Raw genomic sequence first — 21,799 nt, 5'->3', positions numbered from 1 at the left:
CTATACTGATGCCAAATTGTAAAAGGCAAAAGCATAAATTAATTACAGTAAAAACCGGATTATTTGGATGTATCCAAACAGAACGTTGCTTAATTCAAGCTTTGTCTGTACTCGTTTGGGCTCATTGCAGTTTTCTTTTTGAACATTTTACTAAAGTATTGCGGGTATTCAAATCCCAATGCATGGGCGATTTCGCTAGCACTTTCATTAGAATTAAGCAATTGGTTTTTGGCCTTTTCTATGATATATTGATGAATGTGGTCTTGCGTACTTTGACCCGTTTCTTTTCGTAACAAATCACTTAAATATTTAGAGGACATGTTCATCGCTTGCCCGCAGTATTGTACTGTTGGAATCCCTAATTCGATTTGTTTATTGGCTCTGTAATATTCCTTTAAAACATTCTCAAACTGACTCACAAAATCTTGATTCAAATTGGTTCTCGTAAAAAACTGACGGTCATAAAAGCGCACGCAATAGTTAAGCAACAGTTCGAGGTTCGAAATAATTAAGGTTTGACTGTGTGCATCAATATTACTATTGAATTCTCGTTCGATTTTCAAGGCTATTTCAGTTACCGTTCTTCGTTCTTCGTCTGAAAGATGCAATGCTTCATTCGATGAATACTCAAAAAAAGAATACTTTTCTATTTGCTTTCCTAAAGTTGATTTTCGAATTAGATCCGGGTGAAAAACGATACTCCAGCCGGTATCATCGCGATTTACATTTTGTTTTTCGACTTCCAAAACTTGATTCGGTCCCATAAAAACCATTGACCCTTCTTGGTAGTCATAGGAGTTTCTGCCGTAATTGGTGATGGTAAAAGGGCAATTGTCTTTTAGGCTAATTTGGTACAAGCCTACAGAATATTTGAATTTTTCGATATCTAAATCCTTTAACTCTTTGGCCAAACGAACCACCGAAACCAAGGGATGCTTTGGCTTTTCTAAACCAAAAAAGTCATGCAGTTCAGAGATGGTGTTTATGTTGATGATTTCCTTCATAGCTTTCGAATAAAATTAAATGACTGTTTCTTTGTAGCAACATTGAGCAAAAATGGAACGCGGATTAAACGGATTTTCAAACGTTGATAAAAACGGATTTTTTAACAAATGCACTATGATTTTGTCAAATCGAGCGCAGTCGAGATGCAAGACGTGGTTCTCGACTTCGCTCGAACTGACAATAGGACTGTTTAAAAGCATAATACTATTGATTAGAAATCTGTCTTTATCTGTGTCTTCGCGATAGCGAATCTGCGTCATCTTCGTACCTATTTTCCTTGCGTGTTATAAGTTTTGCCACCAATTGCTGTAGGTACTGTTTCCTTGTACTAGAATTTCTTGTCCAATTTTGGGCGTGATTACTTCTAGATTTAGCTGTTTGGCTTTGGCTTGCACTCGGTTAATTGGGTCTTTCCAGTCGTGCATTGCTAGTTTAAAACCTGCCCAATGTATCGGCATGATTTTTTTAGCTTGAACATCAACTCCTGCTTGAGCGGTTTCTTCGGGCATCATGTGTATGTCGGACCATTTGTCGTTGTACTGCCCACATTCCATTAAAGCCAAATCGAAAGGGCCATATTTATCACCAATTTCTTTGAAATGCGATGCGTAGCCGCTGTCACCACTAAAAAATAATTTCTCCTCTTTGGACTGAATCACCCACGAACACCATAGCGTACTCTGCCCATTGTTTAACTTTCGACCCGAAAAATGTTGGGCTGGTGTACAACTCAAAGTTAAGCTATCAAATTGAATATCTTGCCACCAATCGAGTTCGGATATATTAGAAGCGGGAATTCCCCAGGCTTTTAAGTGTTCTCCAACGCCTAGCGGTGTGTAAAAGTGTTTCGTTTTGTCTTTTATCTTCATGACCGTTTCATAATCGAGATGGTCGTAATGGTCGTGTGAGAAGATCACGGCGTCTATGTGCGGTAATTTTTCGATAGCGATAGGTAATTCGGCATTAAAACGGTCCGCTCCAAGCATTGGGTGCGGTGCGGCTACTTTACCAAACATCGGGTCTAGCAAAATCGTTTTGCCATCTATTTGCAGTAAGAAAGCCGAATGTCCAAACCACACCAATCGTGCTTTGCCTTTGTAATCGGCTACATCAATCGAATCGATTTTTTGGACTTTCAAATCTTCTTTTGGGCGGCCATTTTCTACTTTGGTAGTAAAAAAATAATAAGCCACATCTAACTTTTCCGAAAAGCTAAGTTCTTTGGGAACGGCCTTGGTATTATTAAATTTTCCGTTTTTGTATTGTGCCGATTTTTGGTACACGAGCTGTTTTTCTTTCGAAACATCTCCTCCAAAATTGGGATAGAAATTCGTAAAAGCCAAATATACCACCACCAAAAGACTAATAAGTGCAAGGATTGCTATCATGATTTTTGTTATAATTCGTTTCAATATTTTGTTCTTCATTATTATAGGACAAAATTAGACGAATTATATCTTGTAGCTGTATACTAATTACTTTTCGTTGTATGCGTATTGCTGAATTTTATAGTTTTTGAATTTAAATGGCTATTGTTGGTACTTCCTATGGTCGAGTAGTGTCTTTAGTTTACGGGTACAGAATGTAATTCTGCGTTGACGAACTGATGAAACTATTATCATATATGAACATTCATTATGTATGACTTTAGCATGGACATTTTATATCCTTAATTCCAAATTCATTTCTCAATAAGTTATTAATTTCGCTTTTGCTAAGTATTCTATCAATGATCTTTACGTCATTATATGTTCTTAATACATTTTCTTTGATAAAGTAAAATGAATCATCTTTAATTATTGAAAATCTCAAACTATTATGAAATGGATAAATGGAATTATCTTTATATCGGTTTTCTATATCACTTAGAATTTTAGATTCTGATTTAGTAAAAAAAGGAACTTCAATCATTTGTTTATAATCCCCCATAATTTTATGGTAAATAATAAGTTTACTTTCAAATATTTCAGTTTTGAAACTCATACCGTAAACAGAATATTCAACGGGTTTAAATTCAGGAAATAATTTTAATGATGGCCAACCCGAGCCAATGTCAATAAAGTAATTTTGATTTTCAATCGATACGGAAAGCATCCTATGACACTCTATATTATTAATAAATGATGAGTGTAACTTTGTTTCAATTCCATTATTTTTAAGAATTTCTCTAAAATGAAGCACCTTGTCAGAGCAAGTTCCACCTAAAGATAAATCTTTATTTTCAATATTATTGAGCATAAAAAGGTTATGAAAAGGTACACTTTTAAACTCTTCGAACAATAGTGATTCTATTTTATTAATTAAATTCATTTGTGACTGATGCTTCTTTTGGTTATTGATTTATCAAAAACAGGATATTGGTGATAGTATTCATTATTAGATATGTTTAAGTCAAAAAACTTACTCCAAATTTCTTTTAATGTTTCCCTTTCTGTTTTGTTATCTTTCGTTAGATATTCGACAACTAATTTTCTAACGCCTGAACCAACATCAAAAGATGTTTTTGTTCTTTCAATAATTTCTTTAGGCAGATCAGAACCAAATATATTTCTTAAAATTTGTTTGTCTTTCAAATCTGCAGTTGGTAATTTTTTTGAAATAGAGTACACTTTTTTATCTAAAAAAGGACATCTAATTTCTATAGTATTTGCCATTGATGATAAATCTAGTCGTCGTAATTCTGTATAATGTAGATTTTCTATTAGAATATTACTCATTTCTCGCGTTTCGATAATGTTTTCGGATATCTTGTAACCACAAAATAATTCATCTGCTCCTTCACCAGAAATCAAAACTTTTAGCTCATCATTTTTCGCAGATTTTGATAATAAGTAAGTTGCTAAACCATTACTTATAATTGAAGGATTGTAACTTTCTGTATGATAAACTACTTGTTCAATTAATTTTCCTATTTCCTCTTCTTTAGGTAATGAAATGTATTTAATTTGGTTTTCTATTTTTAAATATTTACCTAATCTTTTAACAAAAGCAATATCTTCATTTCCCTCATTCCCTAACGTATAATAAATTGTATTTGTAGAATACTTTGAAACGATTGAAGCAATAATTGAACTATCTAAACCACCACTTAGAAAAACGCCAAATTTTTCACGATTGAGAGGAATTCTCTTCCTTACAGATTCATCAATTGTTTTTTTTAATACTGACCTTTCTAAAACAGGAAACGAATGTTTTTTTAATGAAATAATTTTATGATTTATAATCTCAGAAAATCCTTTAGGTATAAATTCAAAGGATTGTATTTTGTTAAAGGATTTGAGTTCGCTACTAACAAATTCTATTTTTGTGGTTTTACCATAAAATAATGGCTTTTTACCTATATAATCCCTTATCGTAAAAATTTCACTTGTTTCATTATTGTATATTATTCCAGAATAAAAGCCATCTATAACATCTATAATATCGACACCAATGGCAGCGAATAACGGTAAAATGATTTCGATATCAGATTTAGAATGTACTGTTATTCCGTATTTATCTGCTAGCTCAATTGAATTGAAAATTTCACCATTAAATGCTCCTATTAAATTTTTATATTTAAAGGGTTGCATTCCGTTGTTTGTTTTGTCATTTATTGCTAAACGGTTAAAACCTATTGAAATATTTTCAGAATTATAAATTTTTGTATTATCTAATCCTCTGTGTTTAATTCTAGATAAAGCATTTGAACAGTCCGTTTCTGTATGATGACCAATGATTGCAACTATGCCACACATTTATATTTCAGTTTTATTTATCCATTTTATAAATTTTTTAAAGACATCATTATGCTTCACTAGCTTTTCAATACTCAAACTTTCGTTATCTCTATGAATATTACATAAACTGTCATTTGGACCAAATCCAACATAATAAGCATCTTTAGGAATGTTAGTTATAAATGGACATTTAGTAAATTTATTTAGATGTCTATTCGCATAGATTGCTGTACCGTCGTAAATAGCATTATTCATATCATCAATAAAATCTGGCCTACTTTTAGTTTCAGGTAAATGGAATATTACGGGAACATTGTCTTGATATACACCTGTTTCTTCAACATAAATTTTCGAGTTGAATTCTTCAATATGTTTTGGGATTACTTCAAAAGTTGTTTGTCCGGCTACTTCTTCCTCTCCTTGAATTATCCACAGAATATTTGGTAATTCTTCATCATTCTTTTTTAGTTCAATCAATGAGAATATACGACTTAACAAGACGCCTTTATTATCAGCAATTCCTCTTGCATAATACCTGCCGTCTTTCTCTACCAATACAAAAGGATCCGTATTCCATTTTTCTTCTTTGTGTATTTTTTCTACATCGTAATGTGAATATAGGGTTACTTTTTTGGTAGAATTTTTATTGGTATGCTTTGCAATAATAACTGGTTGCTTGAATGGACTATCTCCCTCAATCGAGATACTGAATCCTATAGATTTTAATAAATCGCTAACTAATTCAATTCCTTGACTGTTAGCTTTTTCATCATTTGCAATTGTTTCAAATGCAATAAATTGTTTAAGTGTGTTTATCATGTTATTTTTTTGTGTTATTTCTTCTAATTTAATGAAATTCTCATAAAATCTAAATTTGACTAAAATATCTTTATCAAAATATTTTTTTAAACTTATATTAAATTGTTCAAAATTGGAATGTTTAAGTGTGCATATTACTCCATTTTCTTTTTCTACCAAAATCGTCATTCCTTTTATAGCTCTTAGCTTCTTATTTGGATAATATGCAAAATGAACTGCTTTCCAGAAAGGACCATAATTAATGTCGGTATAATATTTTTGAATAAAGGAAGCAAAATCGATCTCGTTGTATCGTTGGAAGTTAAAGACATAACTTACATTCCATTCATTATTTTTTTTTATCAATAATTGATATTCATTTTCTTTGTTTTGAAATTGATATTCAGTCGTACCTCTTGTGATAATTCTGTTATCGTGAACATTAAGCGCTTTATAATAGGGTTGAGCATCTCCAAAATCGATAAAATAAGGGTTTCCGTTAAAATAAGTAATAATTGCGATATGCCGTTTTTCAGCATTTATTCTGCCACATAAAATGTATTGAACATCATAACCAATTTCAGTCAAAAGGTAAAACATAAATCTATTTATATCTAAACAAATACCACCATTTCCTAAAAGCATATTTCCTTTAATATCTTCAAAGGTTGGAATTTTACCCAAACCATTTTCAATCATAGAAATGTTTTGCCAAGGAATAAACTTTGCAACACCTTCAATAATAAGGTTTAAAAAATCTAGTGAAGTATCTCTTAAATTATTATTGACCTGAATAATGTCAAAAAATGTACTAATTTCTTTTTTAGATAATTTCATTCTCGGTTATAAATTTTCTTTCTAATTCATAGTGACCATCATTTGTAAGTTTTTTTGATTTTATAGCACACGCAAATTTTATATTCTCATTATTCAAAATTTCAATTATAGTAGAGCTGTATTGACCATCTGTATAAGCATAAGATTCTATTTCAATTCCTATATTAGATAGCATTTGTTTTGTTTCTCTAATATCTTCTCTAATTTCATTTTCGTCAAGTTTTGTATATATATCGTGATATAGAGAATGGCCACCAATTTCGTGATTTAAACTATCTAATTCTATTAATTGTTGTGTTGACATATAAGACACTCTGTTTTTTGAATTATTTATTTTTTTTAGAGTTTTTACAAACTCTTTTTGTTGCGTGATTGAGTAATTTAAGAACGTCTTTTTTTGATTACCTATAATCCAATTTTCTTTGTTGTCTATCGTTATATTTTCATTGACATAATGGTAATAATAATCTAAAGGCGCAATTGTATTTTCTTTGCAATAACCAATTACAGGATAAAAAGTAGCTTTGATATTGTATTTCTCTAAAATAGGTTTTGCATACAAATAATTATCTGTATACCCATCATCAAAAGTTAGTGCTACTTGATTTGTTTTGGAGTCATAATTCAGGCTTGATATAGTTTTGAAATAGAAATCTTTTTTTAAATATTCAAGTATAATCTGTTCTAATCTTTCTTGCGAAATTAACGTGCCTCTAATAAAATAAGCATCATTTAAATCTATTTTTGATTTAGGTAAAACTCTATGGAACATTAATATCTCAATCATTAAATATCAATTTAGAGAGTTCTTCTAGTGAATTAAAACCAATGAGTAAACCGTCTTTTCTATTGTCTAAGTTTTGATTTGCAAGCTTTTTACTCCATCCTTCTGTTCCTGTATAGCAAAATACTTTTTTTCCAAATTGCCAAGCATAACTAATTTCATTTAAGGTACCAGCTCCACCACCTAAAGCAATTAAAATATCTGATGACAAAACAATTACAGAGTTTCTAGCAAAACCAATTCCAGTTGGAATGATGATATCTAAATACTCATTTGCCGCTTCTTTATTATCAAAAGGAAGAATGCCAACAGTTTTACTAAGTATGTTCTTACTATCCTTAACACCTTTTGATACGGCTTCCATAGTTCCTTGCATTCCACCATTAACAATTGTATTCCCTTTTTTACCCAAGAGCAAGCCAAGGTTATATGCAAACTCATATAACTCATTTGAGCATTGACTTTTATTTGATCCTATGATGCCAATTTGCATAACTGTGATTTTAATTTTTCTTGTGTTATTATAAACTTTTCAAACTCATTAATAAAGTGATTTCTATCAAAAGAATTGATTTGAATGTCTAATTCTATTAATCGATCTATTTCGTTTTTAAATTCATCCTTGTTAATATTTTTATGTAATAATTCTAAGATATTTTTAATGTGTTTCTGATAGAAGAGTAAACGATTTGTAAATTCAGTTTCTCCCTTATACAAATACGAAACAAGTAATGCACCAATCATATCTGAAAAATATTTTTCAGAACTATTTTCAATTGATGAAGTGCTAAAAGTGCAGTTATGTACAAGACTAAAAAAGGAAATATCTCTTATTTGAAATCCAATTTCGGTTAATAAATGCGAATGTATCATATCGCTTCTTCTAGCTGGGATGTTATTACTTTCTGAAAATCCTAAATGTGGTATGCGAAAAATTTCAGAATTGAAAACGATAAAATTTCCACCTCTTAAAAGTTTGGACATTGTGAATTCTGGAGAAACATTTATGTTGTTTACAAAAGAAATTTTGGTAATAGGTTTTCCTATAAGTATATTTTTAACTATTGTCTTTTTATCTTTTGTGTTCGACAAAAGAACTGAATAGTTTGTATCATGATTGGCTTGATTATAATAATCGTGATATTCAGATTGTATTATTTTTGCTTCAGGTATGTGTTTTCCATTAAAGAAAGCATTTAATTGGCTTTGACAATAGAGTAGTGAAGGTATCGGTGGCACATAAGTTGAAGGAGAAATAATTGCATCAATATTTTCATTTTTATGATACATATTTACAATTTCAGAAAAATAATTGGTGGTGTAATTCACAGTATGGTTATTGTTTTTGAATTCACTTCTGCCAAAAAGCATATCATCATCTACTTGCCAGATAACTGAGTATTTAAATATTTCAAAATTGTCAATAATATAAATTTGTTGTTGAATTCTTGCTCGTTGTATGCTGTCGATTTTGGTAGAACAATTTGCTGTACTAAAAAAATGAGAATACTTTTTCTCTAATTTCTTAATTGCAGTAAGGTCAATTACTTTTATATTTAATGCAAAACGCTCTAATTTACTCTCAATAATTTGTTTAATAGTCTTGTCAAATATTACAATCGATAATATGTAATTTTTGTTCTTGTCAAAAGAATTTGATTTTACAATACTTTCAATTATGTTGTTTGTATTTTCTTCACTTTTTGTTGAAAATATGATATTTATTTTTGTCATTCTTATACATTTGAGGGCGGTGGCAAGAAATTGATCTTTCGTTTTTTTCAATTTTGGTTTTGAGAGCTGGCCAAAACCAATTTGTTTTTCAAATATATTAAATTATTCCTACAAATCGTAATACTAAAAAACAAGATGTTATATTTTAGCCCTGATAGCAACGGTACCCTTTATGACTGCTTTTAAAGCCATAAAGATACAGTGGATAGCAGGAAACGAAAGAAGCGAACTGACGAAGTAAATAGCTCCAAAAAATAACTAGCGATTCTCATTAAATAATGTCAAAATGAATACCAATTTCGAATTGGATTTATCTTAAAGTAGCCCTAATTTTGTAGTAATTGCCAAAAGAGTCAGATGGCTAGGATATATTTGCAACTATTTGTCGAAATTTTTTCCGCACCTCTAACAGTTGCAATGCTGTAAATTAGCGACCAATGGAGTAAAAACCAGTCAATCGCTAAAACAATTGTTTCACCAAACTAATTACTATGAAAAGCTTTCTTTGTATGATGACATTATTTTCTACTATGCCTCCACAGCTACTTTTTGATTTTACAAAAAAATCAAACATTCAAGATTGGCGCGTTGTCGATGATGTGGTGATGGGAGGCGTTTCGGCGGGTAGTTTTACATTAGATTCGGATGGATTTGGTGTGTTTGAAGGTGCTATTTCACTGGAAAACAATGGTGGTTTTTCGTCTGTTCGCTATCGATTTCCAAAGGTAAAAACAGAAGGATACAACACTATCGTTATCAAACTCAAAGGTGATGGCAAAAAATATCAATTTAGGATAAAAACTAATTCTGGAGATTCACATTCGTTCATTGCTCCTTTTTCGACTTCGGGAGAGTGGGAAGAAATCGAAATTTCGCTCCAAGATATGTATCCTGCCTTTAGAGGTAGAACATTGGAACAACCCAATTTTTCGGATGCGCATTTTGAAGAAATTGCTTTTTTGATTGGCAACAAAAAGAAGGAACAATTCAAACTCGTCATTGACCGAATAGAATTGAAGTAAAGGAGTTGATCGCAAAAATAACTTTGCTTACATGGATTTTACCTGTCTAAAAAAGAAACAAAGTTGAGATAAACCTTGGCTTGAATTCTCATAGCATGAGGAATTATGATGGTTTAATTCACTCTAAACAACCTTACAGGAAATAAAATTGATTATTAACAACTCGATTGCGCAGATTTGCAAGAAATTATAGTTTGGAAATTTTTCTGTGCCTTCAACAATTAGAATGCACCCGAATTGCAATTCTGAAATAGTCAACAGTACACGAATAACAACTTCGTTTGCTTAATAAAACAGTGTATTGGCAACTACTTTAGAAAGTTTATTCCATAAAATAAGGAACGCCAGAGTTAACACTGCCGTCATAATTAAAGTAGATTGTGCCATGAATAAGGTTAGTTCTGGGGAAGGTAATTTTGCTACTTCCAATTGCTTTTTAAATGTAGTTTGCAAAGGCTCCGTAAGCGTTAACAACCCAAAAATTAACACAAATATTGCAATAGTTCCGGTTATGAATCCGTTTGATTTTTTCATTTTATAACGTCATCTGCAAATAATCCAATCCCAATTGTGTTACCAATCCATATAGAAATAAGGAACTTACAAACTCAAATGATTTCTTTTTTACGTTTAGGTCCGTGAAATAATAGTTGAAGTAAATGCTTTTTGAAAGCACATCATAAGACTCACAAAATTCTTGGGCATCAATTTGTTCTTTGTACAACCCTTGTTGTTTGCCGTGTTCGATATTATCGACAATAAACTGCAAAATGATAGTGTCGTTATAATTGATGGCATTAAAAAAGCTATTGGCAGGTCCTTTTTTAATTTCGTTTTTGACCATTGGATAAACCCGATGCATTTTTTTGTTGATATAGGTAATAAAATGCATCAATTCTTCTAAGGCGTTGTGCCCTTTCTGCTGAATTCTACTGATATTTTTCTTGAGTATTTTGGCTTGTTTTTGGATCGTTTTAATGACTAAATCTTCTTTGTTTTCGAAATACTTATAAATTGTTTTTTTCGAAATCCCACATTTTGAAGCAATATCATCTAGGGTTACGTGATTGATTGCGCTGCTGTAAAAAAGTACAGCAGCGTTTTTCAATATTAGATTTTTGGTTTGGTTTTTCATTCCAATTATTTTTATGTTATTCTAAACTTGAAGTCGCTTTTTTGTAATTGGCTTCGCTAATTTTGAAAACTGCTTTGGCATCAATCACATCAGAGAAAGCGGTTTGCCACATCACTTGTGCTTCTAGAACATCTTTTCCTATCACCGTTCCGGCATCAAAACGGTCATTATTTAATCGTAAGTTTTCATCTGCTTGCGCTAATGATTTTTGAGTGATTTCTATACGCTCTTTGGCACGAAGCATGTCAAGTTTTGCATTTGCAATTTCGATAGCTACTAATTCTTGAGTTTGTTCCAATTCAAATTTTTGTGCTTCTACTTTAAAATCTTGTTCTTTTACTTTTTGTTTGCGACCTCCCCAATCAAAAACGGGAACTTTCACGCTCAACATGGCATAGTACGAACTAAAGTTATTGTCGCCTGTAGCAAAATTAATTCCTTTGCCCAGACCGTATAATCCGCTTACGTTCATTGCTACTGTTGGTTTTCTGTCTGCTTCAAGTAGTTTTGATTTTAATTCTTCGATAGAAACCGCTTTTTCAATTATTTTAATTTCAGGACGATTTGCGATCGCGTTTTCCTGCGAAAGCTGACTTTCGATAGCATCAATCTCGATATCAGCATCTTCGATGGTAAATTCAGTTTCTTTCGAACCAATTAATTGCGCCATTTTTAAATTTAAAATGGTCAAAGCATCTTTAGCTTTCGATAAATTTAATTGTGCTTGATTGAGTTGTACTTGTACACGCAAAACATCATTTTTGTAGATGATTCCGGCATTGTACGAGTTACTTAAATCCTTCAATAATTGACTCAACATTGCATTGGACTTGGTGGCCAAATCAATTTTACCTTTGACGTTGATAATTTGCCAATAAGTGGTCTCTACATCAAGAAGCACTTCGTTATTGGTCAATGTTTTTTGTGACGTATAAAGCGCCACTGCGGCAGTACTAATTTGTTTGGCGGTATTAATTTTGCCACCTGCGTAAATCACTTGTGTCACACCCAAGGTTACACTAGCATTGTACTCTGGTAACAAAGTACTCAACGGTTTACCCACATTTAGGCCAGTCGCACTCGCTTCTACACTTGGTTTGTTAACTGTAAAAGCACCTACTTCAGCGGCAGTGGCTGCATCGATTGAAGCAGTAGCTTTTTTGATTTTTTTATTGTTCGATAAAGCCTCTTTTTTAGCAGTGTCAAGGGAGAGATTTCTCCCCTGAGCAAAGCTGTTTGTGGTAAGGCTGGCAGCCAATAGTGTGAAAGCTACTATTGCCATCTTTATATTTTTTGCAGACATGATTATTTCCTTTTTTTTAATTTGTATTTAAAGACGTTTATTCTACGTACTAAATAGTTTTTCTTAGGTTTTGGTTTGTATAGAATGGGTTCAAAAGTTTCAGCATTAGGATGCGGATGTTTTTCTGGTGACACCTCAATAGTTACATATTTGTAATAAAGTACAGGAACAATAAACAAGGTCATTACCATAGAAACTAGTAATCCAACGGCTAAAACACTACCCAAAGGTGCCCATAGCGGTGATTTTCCGGCAATCATAGGCACTACACCTATCGCTGCTGCAACAGAAGTCAAGAAAATAGGACGCATACGTCTTTTTCCGGCGGCTTTGGCGGCTTCAAATTTAGAATAGCCATGTTCTAAGATTAGTTCATCGGCATAATCAACTAGTATGATTCCGTTACGAACCACAATACCAATCAAACTAATCACTCCCATAAACGCTGTAAATCCAAAAGGGTTTCCTGTAAGATACAACCCTAAAAAAGCACCTAGTAAACTCAAAGGAAATGTAGCAAGAACGATTAATACCTTTGTGAAGTTTTTGAATTGAAATAAGAGCACTAAGAAAATAAGGATCAAACTTATTCCCATTGAGGAAGCCATTCCAGGACCTGTTTCATTGATGTTTTCAAATTCACCACCGTAATTAATACTGATTCCGTCAGGCAATTTAAGGGCCTCTATTTTCGGCATAATTTCAGCTTGAATAGTTGCTGCTTTCACACCCAATTGCGCTTCTGCTCGTACTGCTAGTGTACGTAAACCGTTTCTGTGCGCAATAACTCCCGTATGCCATTCTGGAGTAATAGTAGCGACTTCTCTTAGCGGAACTTTAGTCCCCAAAGCGGTTGAAATATTTAAAGCCCCAAGTTCACCAACATTTTTTCGATCATTTTCATCATAACGCATTACAATATCAATCGGTTTATCACCTTCATAAATAGTGCTCACCGGATATCCTTTTAATCCTGCACCTAAAGTTTGAGAAACAGCAGTATTGGTAACTCCTAATCTATTGGCAACATCGTCTTTTAATGCTACTTTGGCACCCAAATAATCGTCTTGATAAGTGGTTCTAATCCAATTAAGCCCTTTGGTACCCCCAAGAATTTCTTTTATTTGCGCTGCTACCTCTTTTTGTTTAATCATGTCATCGCCAACGATTCTCACTTCAATTGGTGAAGGCGCTTCGTTCAAAGATAATTGACGCACTCTTATGTAACCATCTGGTACAAAGTTTTTAAACTTATCCATATATTCTGCGGCTAGTTCAGTCGTAGCATCTTTACCTGTTGTGGTAATGAATATTTGAGCAAAGTTTTTTCGTGGAAATTCTGGTGCATATGTGGAGTGAAAACGAGGAGAACTTGTCCCTACAAAACTGGCTACATTTACCACTCTGTCGTCTCCCTTAATTTTTTCTTCCACACGTTTTACAACGGCTTCTGTTTGTTCTAAAGTTCCTCCATTTGGCAACCAAACCTCTATGTTAAATTGGTTTCTCTCGGCTATAGGGAATAATTCTTGTTCTAATTGTGAAGCGACTCCAAATCCTAAGAAAATAGACAAAAGCCCCATTAGCATGGTTACATTTGGTCTTTCGAAACAAATATCTAATATGCGGTTGAATACATTTTGCAAGCGATCCAACATGCTTTCTTTCTTATTAGGATCTTTTTCTTTGTCCTTTAATCCTTTTTTAATGAAGATGTAACACAAATAAGGTGTTAATAAAAGTGCTACTAATAAGGAAGCAAATAAAGCGACAGCCACCGCAATAGGTAAGGCTTGAATAAATTCTTTCGAAATTCCGTTTAAGAAAAAAGCCAAAGGTAAAAACGAACAAATAATAGCCATAGTTGCTGTAAAAACAGGCACCATTAATTGTGTCGCACTTTGCCAGCCTGCCGTCCACGGATCTTCGCCTTCGTCTAATTTTTCGATATAATTATCAACTACAACAATGGCATCATCAACCACCATTCCTAATACAATAATTAAGGCCGCTAGCGTTACTTGATGGATTTCGATACCCATCATATTAAGTATTCCAAAAGTGATAAAAATAGATACCGGAGCCGCAACCGCCGATACTATTGCAAATCGAAATGGAAGCAATAGGATTACTACTGAAATTACCGCTAAAATGGCAATGGCAAATTCTAGCATAAAGTGACTTATACTTTCTTTCACCACTTCTGGCTGATTTACAATCGTTTGCACTTGTACATCTGGAGGTAACTCTTTTTTTATTTTGTCTAAAGCTAGTTCTACCTTTTCACCAAATTGTACAATATTGTTTCCTGGTTGCATTTCTATTGCAATCATGGTCACTTTATCGTCACCTACTTTTATATAGCTGGCTGTTTCTTCATAACGGCGTTCTATAGTGGCAACATCTTTTAAACGCACTACTTTTCCTCCGGCTGTGCTGTAAACAATTTGATTGCTTAAATCAGCTGCATTTTTATAATGATTTTTTGCAAATACCGAAACCTCCGAGTTTTTTAATGTTATTCCACCCGCAAAACCAGTGTTATTTTGACTTTGAATAACCTGTGCAATCGTAGAAAAATCAAATCCATACTGTCTTAATTTTTCATCTTTTACAGTAACATATATTTGTTCTTTTTGTCCTCCATATCGTTTAATTTTAGACGTTTCCGGAATGGTTTTTAGTCCGTCTTCTAGCTGGTCTAAATACGTTTCTAATTCTGCATAACTTCTTCCAGGAGCAGAAACCGTAATCATTTGAGAAACAACATCTCCAAAATCACTATTCACCATCGGCCCAATCATCCCCGGAGGTGTTGGGAAATTTTGTGGAAAAGTAGTACTTAAACCGCGTTGTAAAGTAGACCAAAATCGATCAGTATCTTTTACGTTTTCGTTTAATTCTACAGTAACAACAACCTGACCTTCTTTGGTATCAGAAAATGTTTTTTCTTTTCTAATTTCTTCAAAACTAAATAAGTATTGTTCTAATTGATCGGTCAACTGTTTTTCTACTTGTTCCTCGTCTGCACCAGGAAAAGCAGCGATAACCAACCCTTTACGTACTGTAATTTGAGGATCTTCACTACGCGCCATTGTAGCTAGTGAATAAATTCCCAAAATCATAAGAAGTGCCGTAATTACAAGCGTTACCTGATGGTATTTCATAGAGGCTTCTATGAAATTTATTTTTACTTTTTTCATTTTTATCTTATCTTTCAGTTAAATTAAAGGCTAATGGCCTGACCTTCTTTTACATTCTTTTGGCCTTCAATTAGCACTTTATCGCCTATTTTTAATCCGGAAGTAATGATGATATCATTGTTTTTAAAATCACCAACAGTGACTCTTTTTTTAATCGCTTTTCCGTTTTCTGCTACATAAACAAATAGGATATTGTCTGCATTTCTAACTATAGCTACAGAAGGAATGCTAATCACATCCACAACATTTCCTGTTTCGATTTTGATGGTACTAATCATACCAGGCAAAAGTTGGTTGTCGCTGTTGTTCAAACGCACTTTTACATTAAAGGTTCTCGTTAATTCGTCAGCGCTTGGATTTAAAATATCTACTTTACCGTTGAAAGTTTTGTCTAGTGAAGCAATGCTTACTGTTGCTGCTTTACCAATTTTTAATTTCGCGATTTCTGACTCGGTTATCGAAGCTTTTGCATACACTTTATCCGTTTTCATGATGGTAAATGCAGGAATACTTGGTGCAGCAGTGGCACCAACTTCAGCTGATTTTGTTGTGATGATTCCTGTGAAAGGAGCGTACAATTTGGTATCAGAAAGATTTTTGGCAGCCATACTTTTGTTAGCATTTGCTTGAGCAACAGCTACTTTTACGGCAATAAAATCACGTTCTGGTAAGCTTCCTTTTTGGTACAAACCGTTCAATCTTTTATAATTATCATTATCTTGTTCTGCGCTTGCTTTGGCGATATAAAAGGCATTTTGGTAAGTAGTTGCATCGATTGATGCTAGTAACTGTCCTTTTTGAACTCTTTGTCCTTCATCGACAACTACGCTTGAGATTCGTCCTGCAACGGCAAAGCCTATCGAAACAGTATTGTCTGCTTCGATTGTTCCGCTGTAGTTAAGCGTTTCATTTTCAGATGTAGTAGTGATTTCTTTTACGCTAACCTTTGCAGCGATTTCTTCTTGTTTTGTTTCTTTTTTATCGGCACAACTATTTAGTAAAAAAATAAAAGTGGCTAAGAGAGCTAATTGTTTCATAGTGGCAATTATGTGAGTATTTATTTTAAAAAAATTTACTCTGCAAAATTGCTACAATACTAGCTGTTACAAAAGGTCTAAAAAAGGGGAGTTTTGGTCAATATCGATTATTTAAAAAATAATGATAGTAACTTATTTACCATAAATAGGTTTCTACACTTGGTTTATTGGTCTAAATACCGTGTTACGAGATGTTTTTATATTTAGAAGGAGAAAAACCGGTTTGCTTTTTGAAATATTTTCCAAAAAACGACTGATCGCTAAACTTCAATTCGTCTGCGACTTGAGCAATCGTTAAAGAAGAGTTTTCCAACAAAAGTCTGGCTTCCATGATTACGGAATCCTCAATTAATTGGCTTGCTGTTTTTCCAGAAACATCTTTCAATACTTTGGATAAATGACCAGTAGTCACTGCAAGTTCATCGGCATAAAATTGCACGGTGCGTTCTTTTTTGAAATTAAGATTCAAAATAGATAGAAAACGTAGTGTAAGATCTTCTTGTCGAGAAAACTCGGCTTCAAGATTAGGATGAGCGGTTCTGAATATTGCTGCTAAATGATACATTAAGGTAATAAATCCATGTCGAATTATTTCTTTTCGAAAAGGCATAGCAATCTCTGTTGTTTGGTTATTTTTTGCCAATAGTTTAGCCAACGAAAGGGTAGCCACTCTTTCTTCCTTAGATAATTTCAATTTTGGAATGTTGCTTGCTGTGAAGAAATTCAAAGCATCATAATCTGTCTTTTTAAAATTATTTTGAAGAATGAATTCATTCGAAAAACAAAAGCCTACCAACTTTAAGTCAATGCTCATTTTTAAGATATGCATTACAGTGTGCGGTTTTATAACCACCATTTCATTCGCACCCAACACATAGTGAATCAGATTCAGCTGAATGTGAACTTCGCCTTTAAGGATTAACATGAAGGTATGATTGTCTGTTCGAAAGGGATAACTAACCGGAATTTCGTTGAATTCGTTTTTCGAAATATACACATGCAGCCCTTCAGATTCTTGAGGTAAGTCCCCAAAAAGCCCAACAATATCATTGGTTGAATGGTGTTTTATTGTAGATGGATGCATATGGTATTTTGTTTTTTTTGATGGTTACAAAGATAATACATTTATCTATAGAACTATTTCTATCGAAAAATCAATTATTGCTTTACTATTGACCGAATAGAATTGAAATGAAATGAAGGAGTTGATAAATCACTAAATTAGCGAAACAGACATCATCTGAGTTTCTACCTTACTAACTGATACAAATACCTTATGGAGGAAGATCACTCTAAGTAACTTGGTAACTATCGTTAATTGAAAAAACAGCCAATTTTAAACCTTCATCTTTTTATTCAAAAGACTGTAAATTAGACAGGCTTACTTTTTATTTTTAAAATTCGTCATCATTTCTAAAGCAGAAATATGGGGTCTTCCTGCTGCTTTCTCATAATCCGAAGGAACATCGTTGGCACCCATTTTTATCCCTTCATAGATTCCTGCGATCACGGTTCCCATAAAATCGCCTAACTCGGCTTTTCTTTCGGTTGCATAGTCTGCTACAGAAACGGAATTGTAAACCAAATCAGTTCCAAAAACCGTATTTATGTCGGTTGCCAATTGGGCTTGGTTGATGCCGTTGCCAACCAAATTATATACGTGTCCGTTATGTTGGTCTTCCACTAGCATTTTCGCGTAAGCGTAACCCAGCTCTTGCCTACTCGTATAGGTGCATTTGCCGTCGCTTGCACAATTGCGAATTTCGCCGTCTTTTTTATAGGTGTCTATATATTCCAAATCGGGCTCAATATAGATTCCGTTGCGACCAATAACCCAAGATAATCTAGATTCTTGCACGTCTCTTTCGGATTGTCTGTTGGTTTGAACAATTGGGCTAAAAGCGTTGTTTTCTTCGGCACCTACGATACTGGTGTACACGATTTTTTTGACTCCTGCGCTTTTTGCGGCTTCAATCACATTGCGGTGTTGCTCGATTCTTTTTTGTGGTTCGTCCATGCCCGAAACGAGTAAAACGGTAGTTATGCCTTGTAAGGCTGCATCAAATTCAGAGCGATTGTTGTAATCGCCTTTTCGAACTTCGACGCCTAGGTGGGTTGCTTTTTCGACTGTTCGGGCAATGGCGATGACGTTTTCTTTTCCGATTAAGTTACTGAGGTGTTTGACGATGGAAGCGCCTAAATGTCCACTTGCTGATGTTACTGCTATTTTCATATTATATTGTATTTATTGTCAAAAAGAGACACGGTTTTTATATTGTATTGTGCTGAAAAAGGGGGACACATATTGTTATTACTTTGATTGTGCTGAAAAAGTTAGACACGAATTACACTAATTGTCACGAATTATCAGTACTTAATTTAATTGCACGAATTTTTCCGTTGATTTTATTTGACTAATCGAATTCAAAATTCTATTACAAAGATGACAGTTTTCTACTTAGTGGTTTATATCAATCTTTGGCTAATAATGGTAAATCTGAGACTGTTATTCTGTTTGTGAAATGGCTTGTTCTATTTGAAGTTGTGCCATGTCTATGATTCGGTTATTGTCGGTTGGTTTTAATATCGACAATTCTGTACAGGCGAGTATTACGGGGAAATTTTTGGTGTATTTGTTTAGTATCGAATGGTAGGACGCTATCAAATCTGGGGTTTCAGTTTCGGCATAGGTTAGTTTTCGAACTTCGTCTATAAACAAACGGTCTTCTTTTGACGGAAGTTGGATTTCTATTCCTTTGGCGTTGAAATACGAACGTATGTAATTCGATTCCATAGAATGGAGTGAACCAAATAAAACGATGGTGCTCCAATGGTTTTGCTGGATTTTTTCCACTGCTAAAGTTAGTGGGTGAAGAATTTTTTTCTGAATAGCTAAGCGGTCAATGGTTTCATGCAGCGTTATATTCGGAATCAAAATAGTAGTAATGGCTAACTTTTCGAGCTCATCTATATACGCTTTCAAAACGACATCCAAAGCCTCCGAAGTATTGGGCAAAAGCGGATTGATTGTATCAAAATCGGCATTAATCATCACAAACGGAAAAGTGCTGTATCCGCCTTTTTTTTGATTATACAATCGGTTTAACTCCTTGATGTAGTACAAAGTAGAGTGACTGCCCAATCCCAATAGTCCAACGGTTGCTTTGCTCATTTTTTTTATTTATTTAAGATGTAGTACCGTTATTATTTAGGTAAAATACATATCTTGTTTATCCGATAAATTTAAAATTTAATTTCTGTTAGTTCTAAAATGCATAATTTTATTTTTCACGAATGGCAAACGAAGAATAAATCCAATACCTACTATTATTCCATAAATAAGCCAAGTTTTTTTGAGAAGTAGTACGTGTAACAAACTCAAAACAATAGCTCCGTAAGCATAAGTTTGAATTTTTTTCCAGTTCTTTTTTAATTTCTTCATTGCTTTTCTATTTGAAGTAAAAAACAACGGAATTAAAATTAATACAGCTATAAAACCTGCAATATAATTGGCTTCGGTAAAGGTTTCTGCAAATCCTTCGGCAGCAATAAAGATTATATAATGAACAAAACTCCACACGGCTGCTGCGATACCCATGGCTTGACGCACAAATAAGTTGTTGACCCCAAACAGTATAAAAAAGGGCGTACAGCTAAGCACAGCTGTCATCCACCTTATGGCAAACTCGCCCGAGATATGGTACAGCATTTCTAGGGAAGACTTGCCTTCGCCAGCAGTTCCTTCTGACAAACTAATCGAAAAACCATTGGAAAAATTTAGGGTAACCAAATTTAAAAGTGGAATGATCGGCAAGACAGCAATTAATGCGACTAGCATCCAACCGTAATTTTTTTTAATAAAACTCATTTGCTATTTTGATTTAAAAGCTGCTAATTCTTTTTCTAAAGCTTCTGCTTTTAATTTGAATTTTTCCATCGCATTTTTTAATTGACCAACTTTTTTTAGTAATTCATCATTTTGAATAGCTTGATAAGTTATTTCTCCGTTGGCTTCTTTAATTTTTGAATTTCCTCCACATGTTGGGCAAACTGCTACTTGACTCATAATTTTTAATTTATTTTATACAAAATTGCATCTATATAATCATTTTATAAAGGTAAATCCTCGGTTAAAAATGGTAAATATAAGCCTTTACTTTTTTTACTGTAATAATTTCTATTTATCAGGAAAGACCCCTCAGACTAAAAATAGGCAGGAAGATTTTTAAAATTGCAGTAGAATAGGGTGGGGGGGACTGATTTGCTGAAATCAGTAAAATCTACGGGCTAATTTTTAAGCAAACGACACACAAATTGGTGAAATTGGGCTATGATAAAGTTTTGAATTCTTTAGGAGTGAGATCTGTATGTTTTTTGAAGAATTTAGTAAAATTGGTTACCTCATCAAAACCAACTGCAAAGGCGATTTCTTTAAGACTAGTATTGGAACTCACCATTGCTCTTTTGGTTTCGAGAATCACAAAATCGTCTATGAAATGTTTGGCGGTGTTCAGAGTAAATTCTTTAACTACTTGGTTGAGATGTTTGGTCGAAATAAACAATTTATTGGCGTAGTCTTTTACGTTGCGAGTGCTTGTATAATGGTCTTCAACCAAGTTTTTGAACTGAATAAAAATAGTGTAATGGTTCGAATTGTTGTTTTCTAAGGTGTTATTAAACTCCCGTTCCAATCGCAATAAGTATAAGTTGAGTAAAGCAGCAACTATGTTTTCTTTGGCGTACTTATTTTCGTTTTTTACCTCTACGATTAATTCGTCCAAAAAGATTCTATTTCCCGCTTCATTACTAAATATAGGCGACGAAATATGGTAATTGTACAAATGCGAAATCATATTTATCGAAGATTTCGAAAAGTGACTCACCACAAAATTTTCGGTAAAAATGATCAAATAGCCCTCATATTTTGCGTTTTTCTGAAAAGCATGTACTTGTCCTTTGGCAATTTTAAGCACTGTGCCTGCTTGTAAATCTATTTGGTGGGTACCCAATCCTTTAGTTACTAATAATAAAGCAAAAAAAGATATGCGGTGTGGTTGTGTAGGATTGTGATCGACAATATCGGGCATTCTGGCAAATAAATCGGATAGATTCAAAAACTCAAAATCCTTTGATTTCTCTACACTTTGAAATGATATATTGGGAATATTTTTTAACCGCTATTTTTTTTGCAAATTACTAAAAATTTTGGCGTTGTGGAATAT

Annotated in this window: 20 protein-coding genes; 1 reads left to right on the top strand and 19 read right to left on the bottom strand. The window is 33.4% G+C overall.

Annotated elements, in window-relative coordinates; translation table 11 throughout:
- Nucleotides 1–89: 89 nt before the first annotated feature.
- The 8 genes from ACVEGE_RS18145 to ACVEGE_RS18110 all read right to left on the bottom strand — a co-directional run bounded on the left by ACVEGE_RS18145 (nucleotide 90) and on the right by ACVEGE_RS18110 (nucleotide 8,877).
- Nucleotides 90–1,004, bottom strand: a complete 915-nt coding sequence (locus ACVEGE_RS18145) for a helix-turn-helix domain-containing protein (RefSeq protein WP_173857288.1) — start codon at nucleotides 1,002–1,004, stop codon at nucleotides 90–92.
- Between the two features lie 285 nt (nucleotides 1,005–1,289).
- Nucleotides 1,290–2,393, bottom strand: coding sequence for an MBL fold metallo-hydrolase (locus ACVEGE_RS18140; protein ID WP_192501315.1), 1,104 nt, complete (start codon nucleotides 2,391–2,393; stop codon nucleotides 1,290–1,292).
- 259 nt (nucleotides 2,394–2,652) lie between these two features.
- Nucleotides 2,653–3,315 carry a hypothetical protein gene (locus ACVEGE_RS18135; RefSeq protein WP_192501314.1) on the bottom strand — a complete coding sequence of 221 codons (663 nt, stop codon included), beginning with the start codon at nucleotides 3,313–3,315 and terminating at the stop codon, nucleotides 2,653–2,655.
- Complete coding sequence (locus ACVEGE_RS18130) at nucleotides 3,312–4,742, bottom strand: asparagine synthetase B family protein (protein ID WP_192501313.1); 1,431 nt, start codon at nucleotides 4,740–4,742, stop codon at nucleotides 3,312–3,314. The genes ACVEGE_RS18135 and ACVEGE_RS18130 overlap by 4 nt, the downstream gene beginning before the upstream one ends.
- On the bottom strand, nucleotides 4,743–6,359 hold the full coding sequence (locus tag ACVEGE_RS18125) for a M20/M25/M40 family metallo-hydrolase (protein ID WP_192501312.1): 1,617 nt from the start codon (nucleotides 6,357–6,359) through the stop codon (nucleotides 4,743–4,745).
- Nucleotides 6,346–7,146, bottom strand: a complete 801-nt coding sequence (locus tag ACVEGE_RS18120) for a polysaccharide deacetylase family protein (RefSeq protein ID WP_192501311.1) — start codon at nucleotides 7,144–7,146, stop codon at nucleotides 6,346–6,348. Before ACVEGE_RS18120 ends, ACVEGE_RS18125 begins: the two co-directional genes overlap by 14 nt.
- Entirely contained in the window at nucleotides 7,139–7,636 is a 498-nt protein-coding gene (locus ACVEGE_RS18115; RefSeq protein WP_192501310.1) for a TIGR00725 family protein, read from the bottom strand. Before ACVEGE_RS18115 ends, ACVEGE_RS18120 begins: the two co-directional genes overlap by 8 nt.
- On the bottom strand, nucleotides 7,618–8,877 hold the full coding sequence (locus ACVEGE_RS18110; RefSeq protein WP_458008593.1) for a hypothetical protein: 1,260 nt from the start codon (nucleotides 8,875–8,877) through the stop codon (nucleotides 7,618–7,620). Before ACVEGE_RS18110 ends, ACVEGE_RS18115 begins: the two co-directional genes overlap by 19 nt.
- Nucleotides 8,878–9,386: 509 nt before the next feature.
- Here ACVEGE_RS18110 and ACVEGE_RS18105 point away from each other — a divergent pair.
- On the top strand, nucleotides 9,387–9,899 hold the full coding sequence (locus tag ACVEGE_RS18105) for a CIA30 family protein (protein WP_458008592.1): 513 nt from the start codon (nucleotides 9,387–9,389) through the stop codon (nucleotides 9,897–9,899).
- A 285-nt stretch (nucleotides 9,900–10,184) separates the two neighbouring features.
- Here ACVEGE_RS18105 and ACVEGE_RS18100 read toward each other — a convergent pair whose 3' ends face one another.
- From ACVEGE_RS18100 to ACVEGE_RS18050, 11 genes are all read right to left on the bottom strand, one after another.
- On the bottom strand, nucleotides 10,185–10,433 hold the full coding sequence (locus ACVEGE_RS18100) for a hypothetical protein (RefSeq protein ID WP_192501308.1): 249 nt from the start codon (nucleotides 10,431–10,433) through the stop codon (nucleotides 10,185–10,187).
- 1 nt (nucleotide 10,434) lies between these two features.
- Nucleotides 10,435–11,034 carry a TetR/AcrR family transcriptional regulator gene (locus tag ACVEGE_RS18095; RefSeq protein WP_192501307.1) on the bottom strand — a complete coding sequence of 200 codons (600 nt, stop codon included), beginning with the start codon at nucleotides 11,032–11,034 and terminating at the stop codon, nucleotides 10,435–10,437.
- A 16-nt stretch (nucleotides 11,035–11,050) separates the two neighbouring features.
- Entirely contained in the window at nucleotides 11,051–12,316 is a 1,266-nt protein-coding gene (locus ACVEGE_RS18090) for a TolC family protein (protein WP_192501306.1), read from the bottom strand.
- Between the two features lie 23 nt (nucleotides 12,317–12,339).
- Nucleotides 12,340–15,540 carry an efflux RND transporter permease subunit gene (locus ACVEGE_RS18085; RefSeq protein WP_225738148.1) on the bottom strand — a complete coding sequence of 1,067 codons (3,201 nt, stop codon included), beginning with the start codon at nucleotides 15,538–15,540 and terminating at the stop codon, nucleotides 12,340–12,342.
- 23 nt (nucleotides 15,541–15,563) lie between these two features.
- On the bottom strand, nucleotides 15,564–16,577 hold the full coding sequence (locus ACVEGE_RS18080; protein ID WP_108739709.1) for an efflux RND transporter periplasmic adaptor subunit: 1,014 nt from the start codon (nucleotides 16,575–16,577) through the stop codon (nucleotides 15,564–15,566).
- Nucleotides 16,578–16,761: 184 nt separating this feature from the next.
- Nucleotides 16,762–17,661, bottom strand: coding sequence for a helix-turn-helix domain-containing protein (locus tag ACVEGE_RS18075; RefSeq protein ID WP_173854014.1), 900 nt, complete (start codon nucleotides 17,659–17,661; stop codon nucleotides 16,762–16,764).
- 297 nt (nucleotides 17,662–17,958) lie between these two features.
- Nucleotides 17,959–18,810 (bottom strand): SDR family oxidoreductase, encoded by an 852-nt coding sequence (locus ACVEGE_RS18070; RefSeq protein WP_192501305.1) that lies wholly within the window; start codon nucleotides 18,808–18,810, stop codon nucleotides 17,959–17,961.
- 273 nt (nucleotides 18,811–19,083) lie between these two features.
- The gene (locus tag ACVEGE_RS18065) at nucleotides 19,084–19,749 is read right to left on the bottom strand and encodes an aspartate/glutamate racemase family protein (protein ID WP_173854016.1); all 666 of its coding nucleotides are present in this window, start codon (nucleotides 19,747–19,749) and stop codon (nucleotides 19,084–19,086) included.
- Nucleotides 19,750–19,827: 78 nt separating this feature from the next.
- On the bottom strand, nucleotides 19,828–20,445 hold the full coding sequence (locus tag ACVEGE_RS18060; protein ID WP_173854017.1) for a ferric reductase-like transmembrane domain-containing protein: 618 nt from the start codon (nucleotides 20,443–20,445) through the stop codon (nucleotides 19,828–19,830).
- A 3-nt stretch (nucleotides 20,446–20,448) separates the two neighbouring features.
- Nucleotides 20,449–20,643, bottom strand: a complete 195-nt coding sequence (locus ACVEGE_RS18055) for a hypothetical protein (protein WP_173854018.1) — start codon at nucleotides 20,641–20,643, stop codon at nucleotides 20,449–20,451.
- 262 nt (nucleotides 20,644–20,905) lie between these two features.
- A complete protein-coding gene (locus tag ACVEGE_RS18050) occupies nucleotides 20,906–21,691 on the bottom strand; it encodes a helix-turn-helix domain-containing protein (RefSeq protein WP_458008591.1) in 786 nt (261 codons plus the stop codon).
- Nucleotides 21,692–21,799: the final 108 nt, after the last annotated feature.

The organism is Flavobacterium sp. PL002, assembly GCF_054165825.1.
This window is presented reverse-complemented; position numbering and strand designations above follow the sequence as displayed.

Bases quoted from the DNA above. Each gene is read 5' to 3' on its own strand.
- ACVEGE_RS18145 (WP_173857288.1), bottom strand. From the start codon at position 1,004: ATGAAGGAAATCATCAACATAAACACCATCTCTGAACTGCATGACTTT.
- ACVEGE_RS18140 (WP_192501315.1), bottom strand. From the start codon at position 2,393: ATGATAGCAATCCTTGCACTTATTAGTCTTTTGGTGGTGGTATATTTG.
- ACVEGE_RS18135 (WP_192501314.1), bottom strand. From the start codon at position 3,315: ATGAATTTAATTAATAAAATAGAATCACTATTGTTCGAAGAGTTTAAA.
- ACVEGE_RS18130 (WP_192501313.1), bottom strand. From the start codon at position 4,742: ATGTGTGGCATAGTTGCAATCATTGGTCATCATACAGAAACGGACTGT.
- ACVEGE_RS18125 (WP_192501312.1), bottom strand. From the start codon at position 6,359: ATGAAATTATCTAAAAAAGAAATTAGTACATTTTTTGACATTATTCAG.
- ACVEGE_RS18120 (WP_192501311.1), bottom strand. From the start codon at position 7,146: ATGATTGAGATATTAATGTTCCATAGAGTTTTACCTAAATCAAAAATA.
- ACVEGE_RS18115 (WP_192501310.1), bottom strand. From the start codon at position 7,636: ATGCAAATTGGCATCATAGGATCAAATAAAAGTCAATGCTCAAATGAG.
- ACVEGE_RS18110 (WP_458008593.1), bottom strand. From the start codon at position 8,877: ATGACAAAAATAAATATCATATTTTCAACAAAAAGTGAAGAAAATACA.
- ACVEGE_RS18105 (WP_458008592.1), top strand. From the start codon at position 9,387: ATGATGACATTATTTTCTACTATGCCTCCACAGCTACTTTTTGATTTT.
- ACVEGE_RS18100 (WP_192501308.1), bottom strand. From the start codon at position 10,433: ATGAAAAAATCAAACGGATTCATAACCGGAACTATTGCAATATTTGTG.
- ACVEGE_RS18095 (WP_192501307.1), bottom strand. From the start codon at position 11,034: ATGAAAAACCAAACCAAAAATCTAATATTGAAAAACGCTGCTGTACTT.
- ACVEGE_RS18090 (WP_192501306.1), bottom strand. From the start codon at position 12,316: ATGGCAATAGTAGCTTTCACACTATTGGCTGCCAGCCTTACCACAAAC.
- ACVEGE_RS18085 (WP_225738148.1), bottom strand. From the start codon at position 15,540: ATGAAAAAAGTAAAAATAAATTTCATAGAAGCCTCTATGAAATACCAT.
- ACVEGE_RS18080 (WP_108739709.1), bottom strand. From the start codon at position 16,577: ATGAAACAATTAGCTCTCTTAGCCACTTTTATTTTTTTACTAAATAGT.
- ACVEGE_RS18075 (WP_173854014.1), bottom strand. From the start codon at position 17,661: ATGCATCCATCTACAATAAAACACCATTCAACCAATGATATTGTTGGG.
- ACVEGE_RS18070 (WP_192501305.1), bottom strand. From the start codon at position 18,810: ATGAAAATAGCAGTAACATCAGCAAGTGGACATTTAGGCGCTTCCATC.
- ACVEGE_RS18065 (WP_173854016.1), bottom strand. From the start codon at position 19,749: ATGAGCAAAGCAACCGTTGGACTATTGGGATTGGGCAGTCACTCTACT.
- ACVEGE_RS18060 (WP_173854017.1), bottom strand. From the start codon at position 20,445: ATGAGTTTTATTAAAAAAAATTACGGTTGGATGCTAGTCGCATTAATT.
- ACVEGE_RS18055 (WP_173854018.1), bottom strand. From the start codon at position 20,643: ATGAGTCAAGTAGCAGTTTGCCCAACATGTGGAGGAAATTCAAAAATT.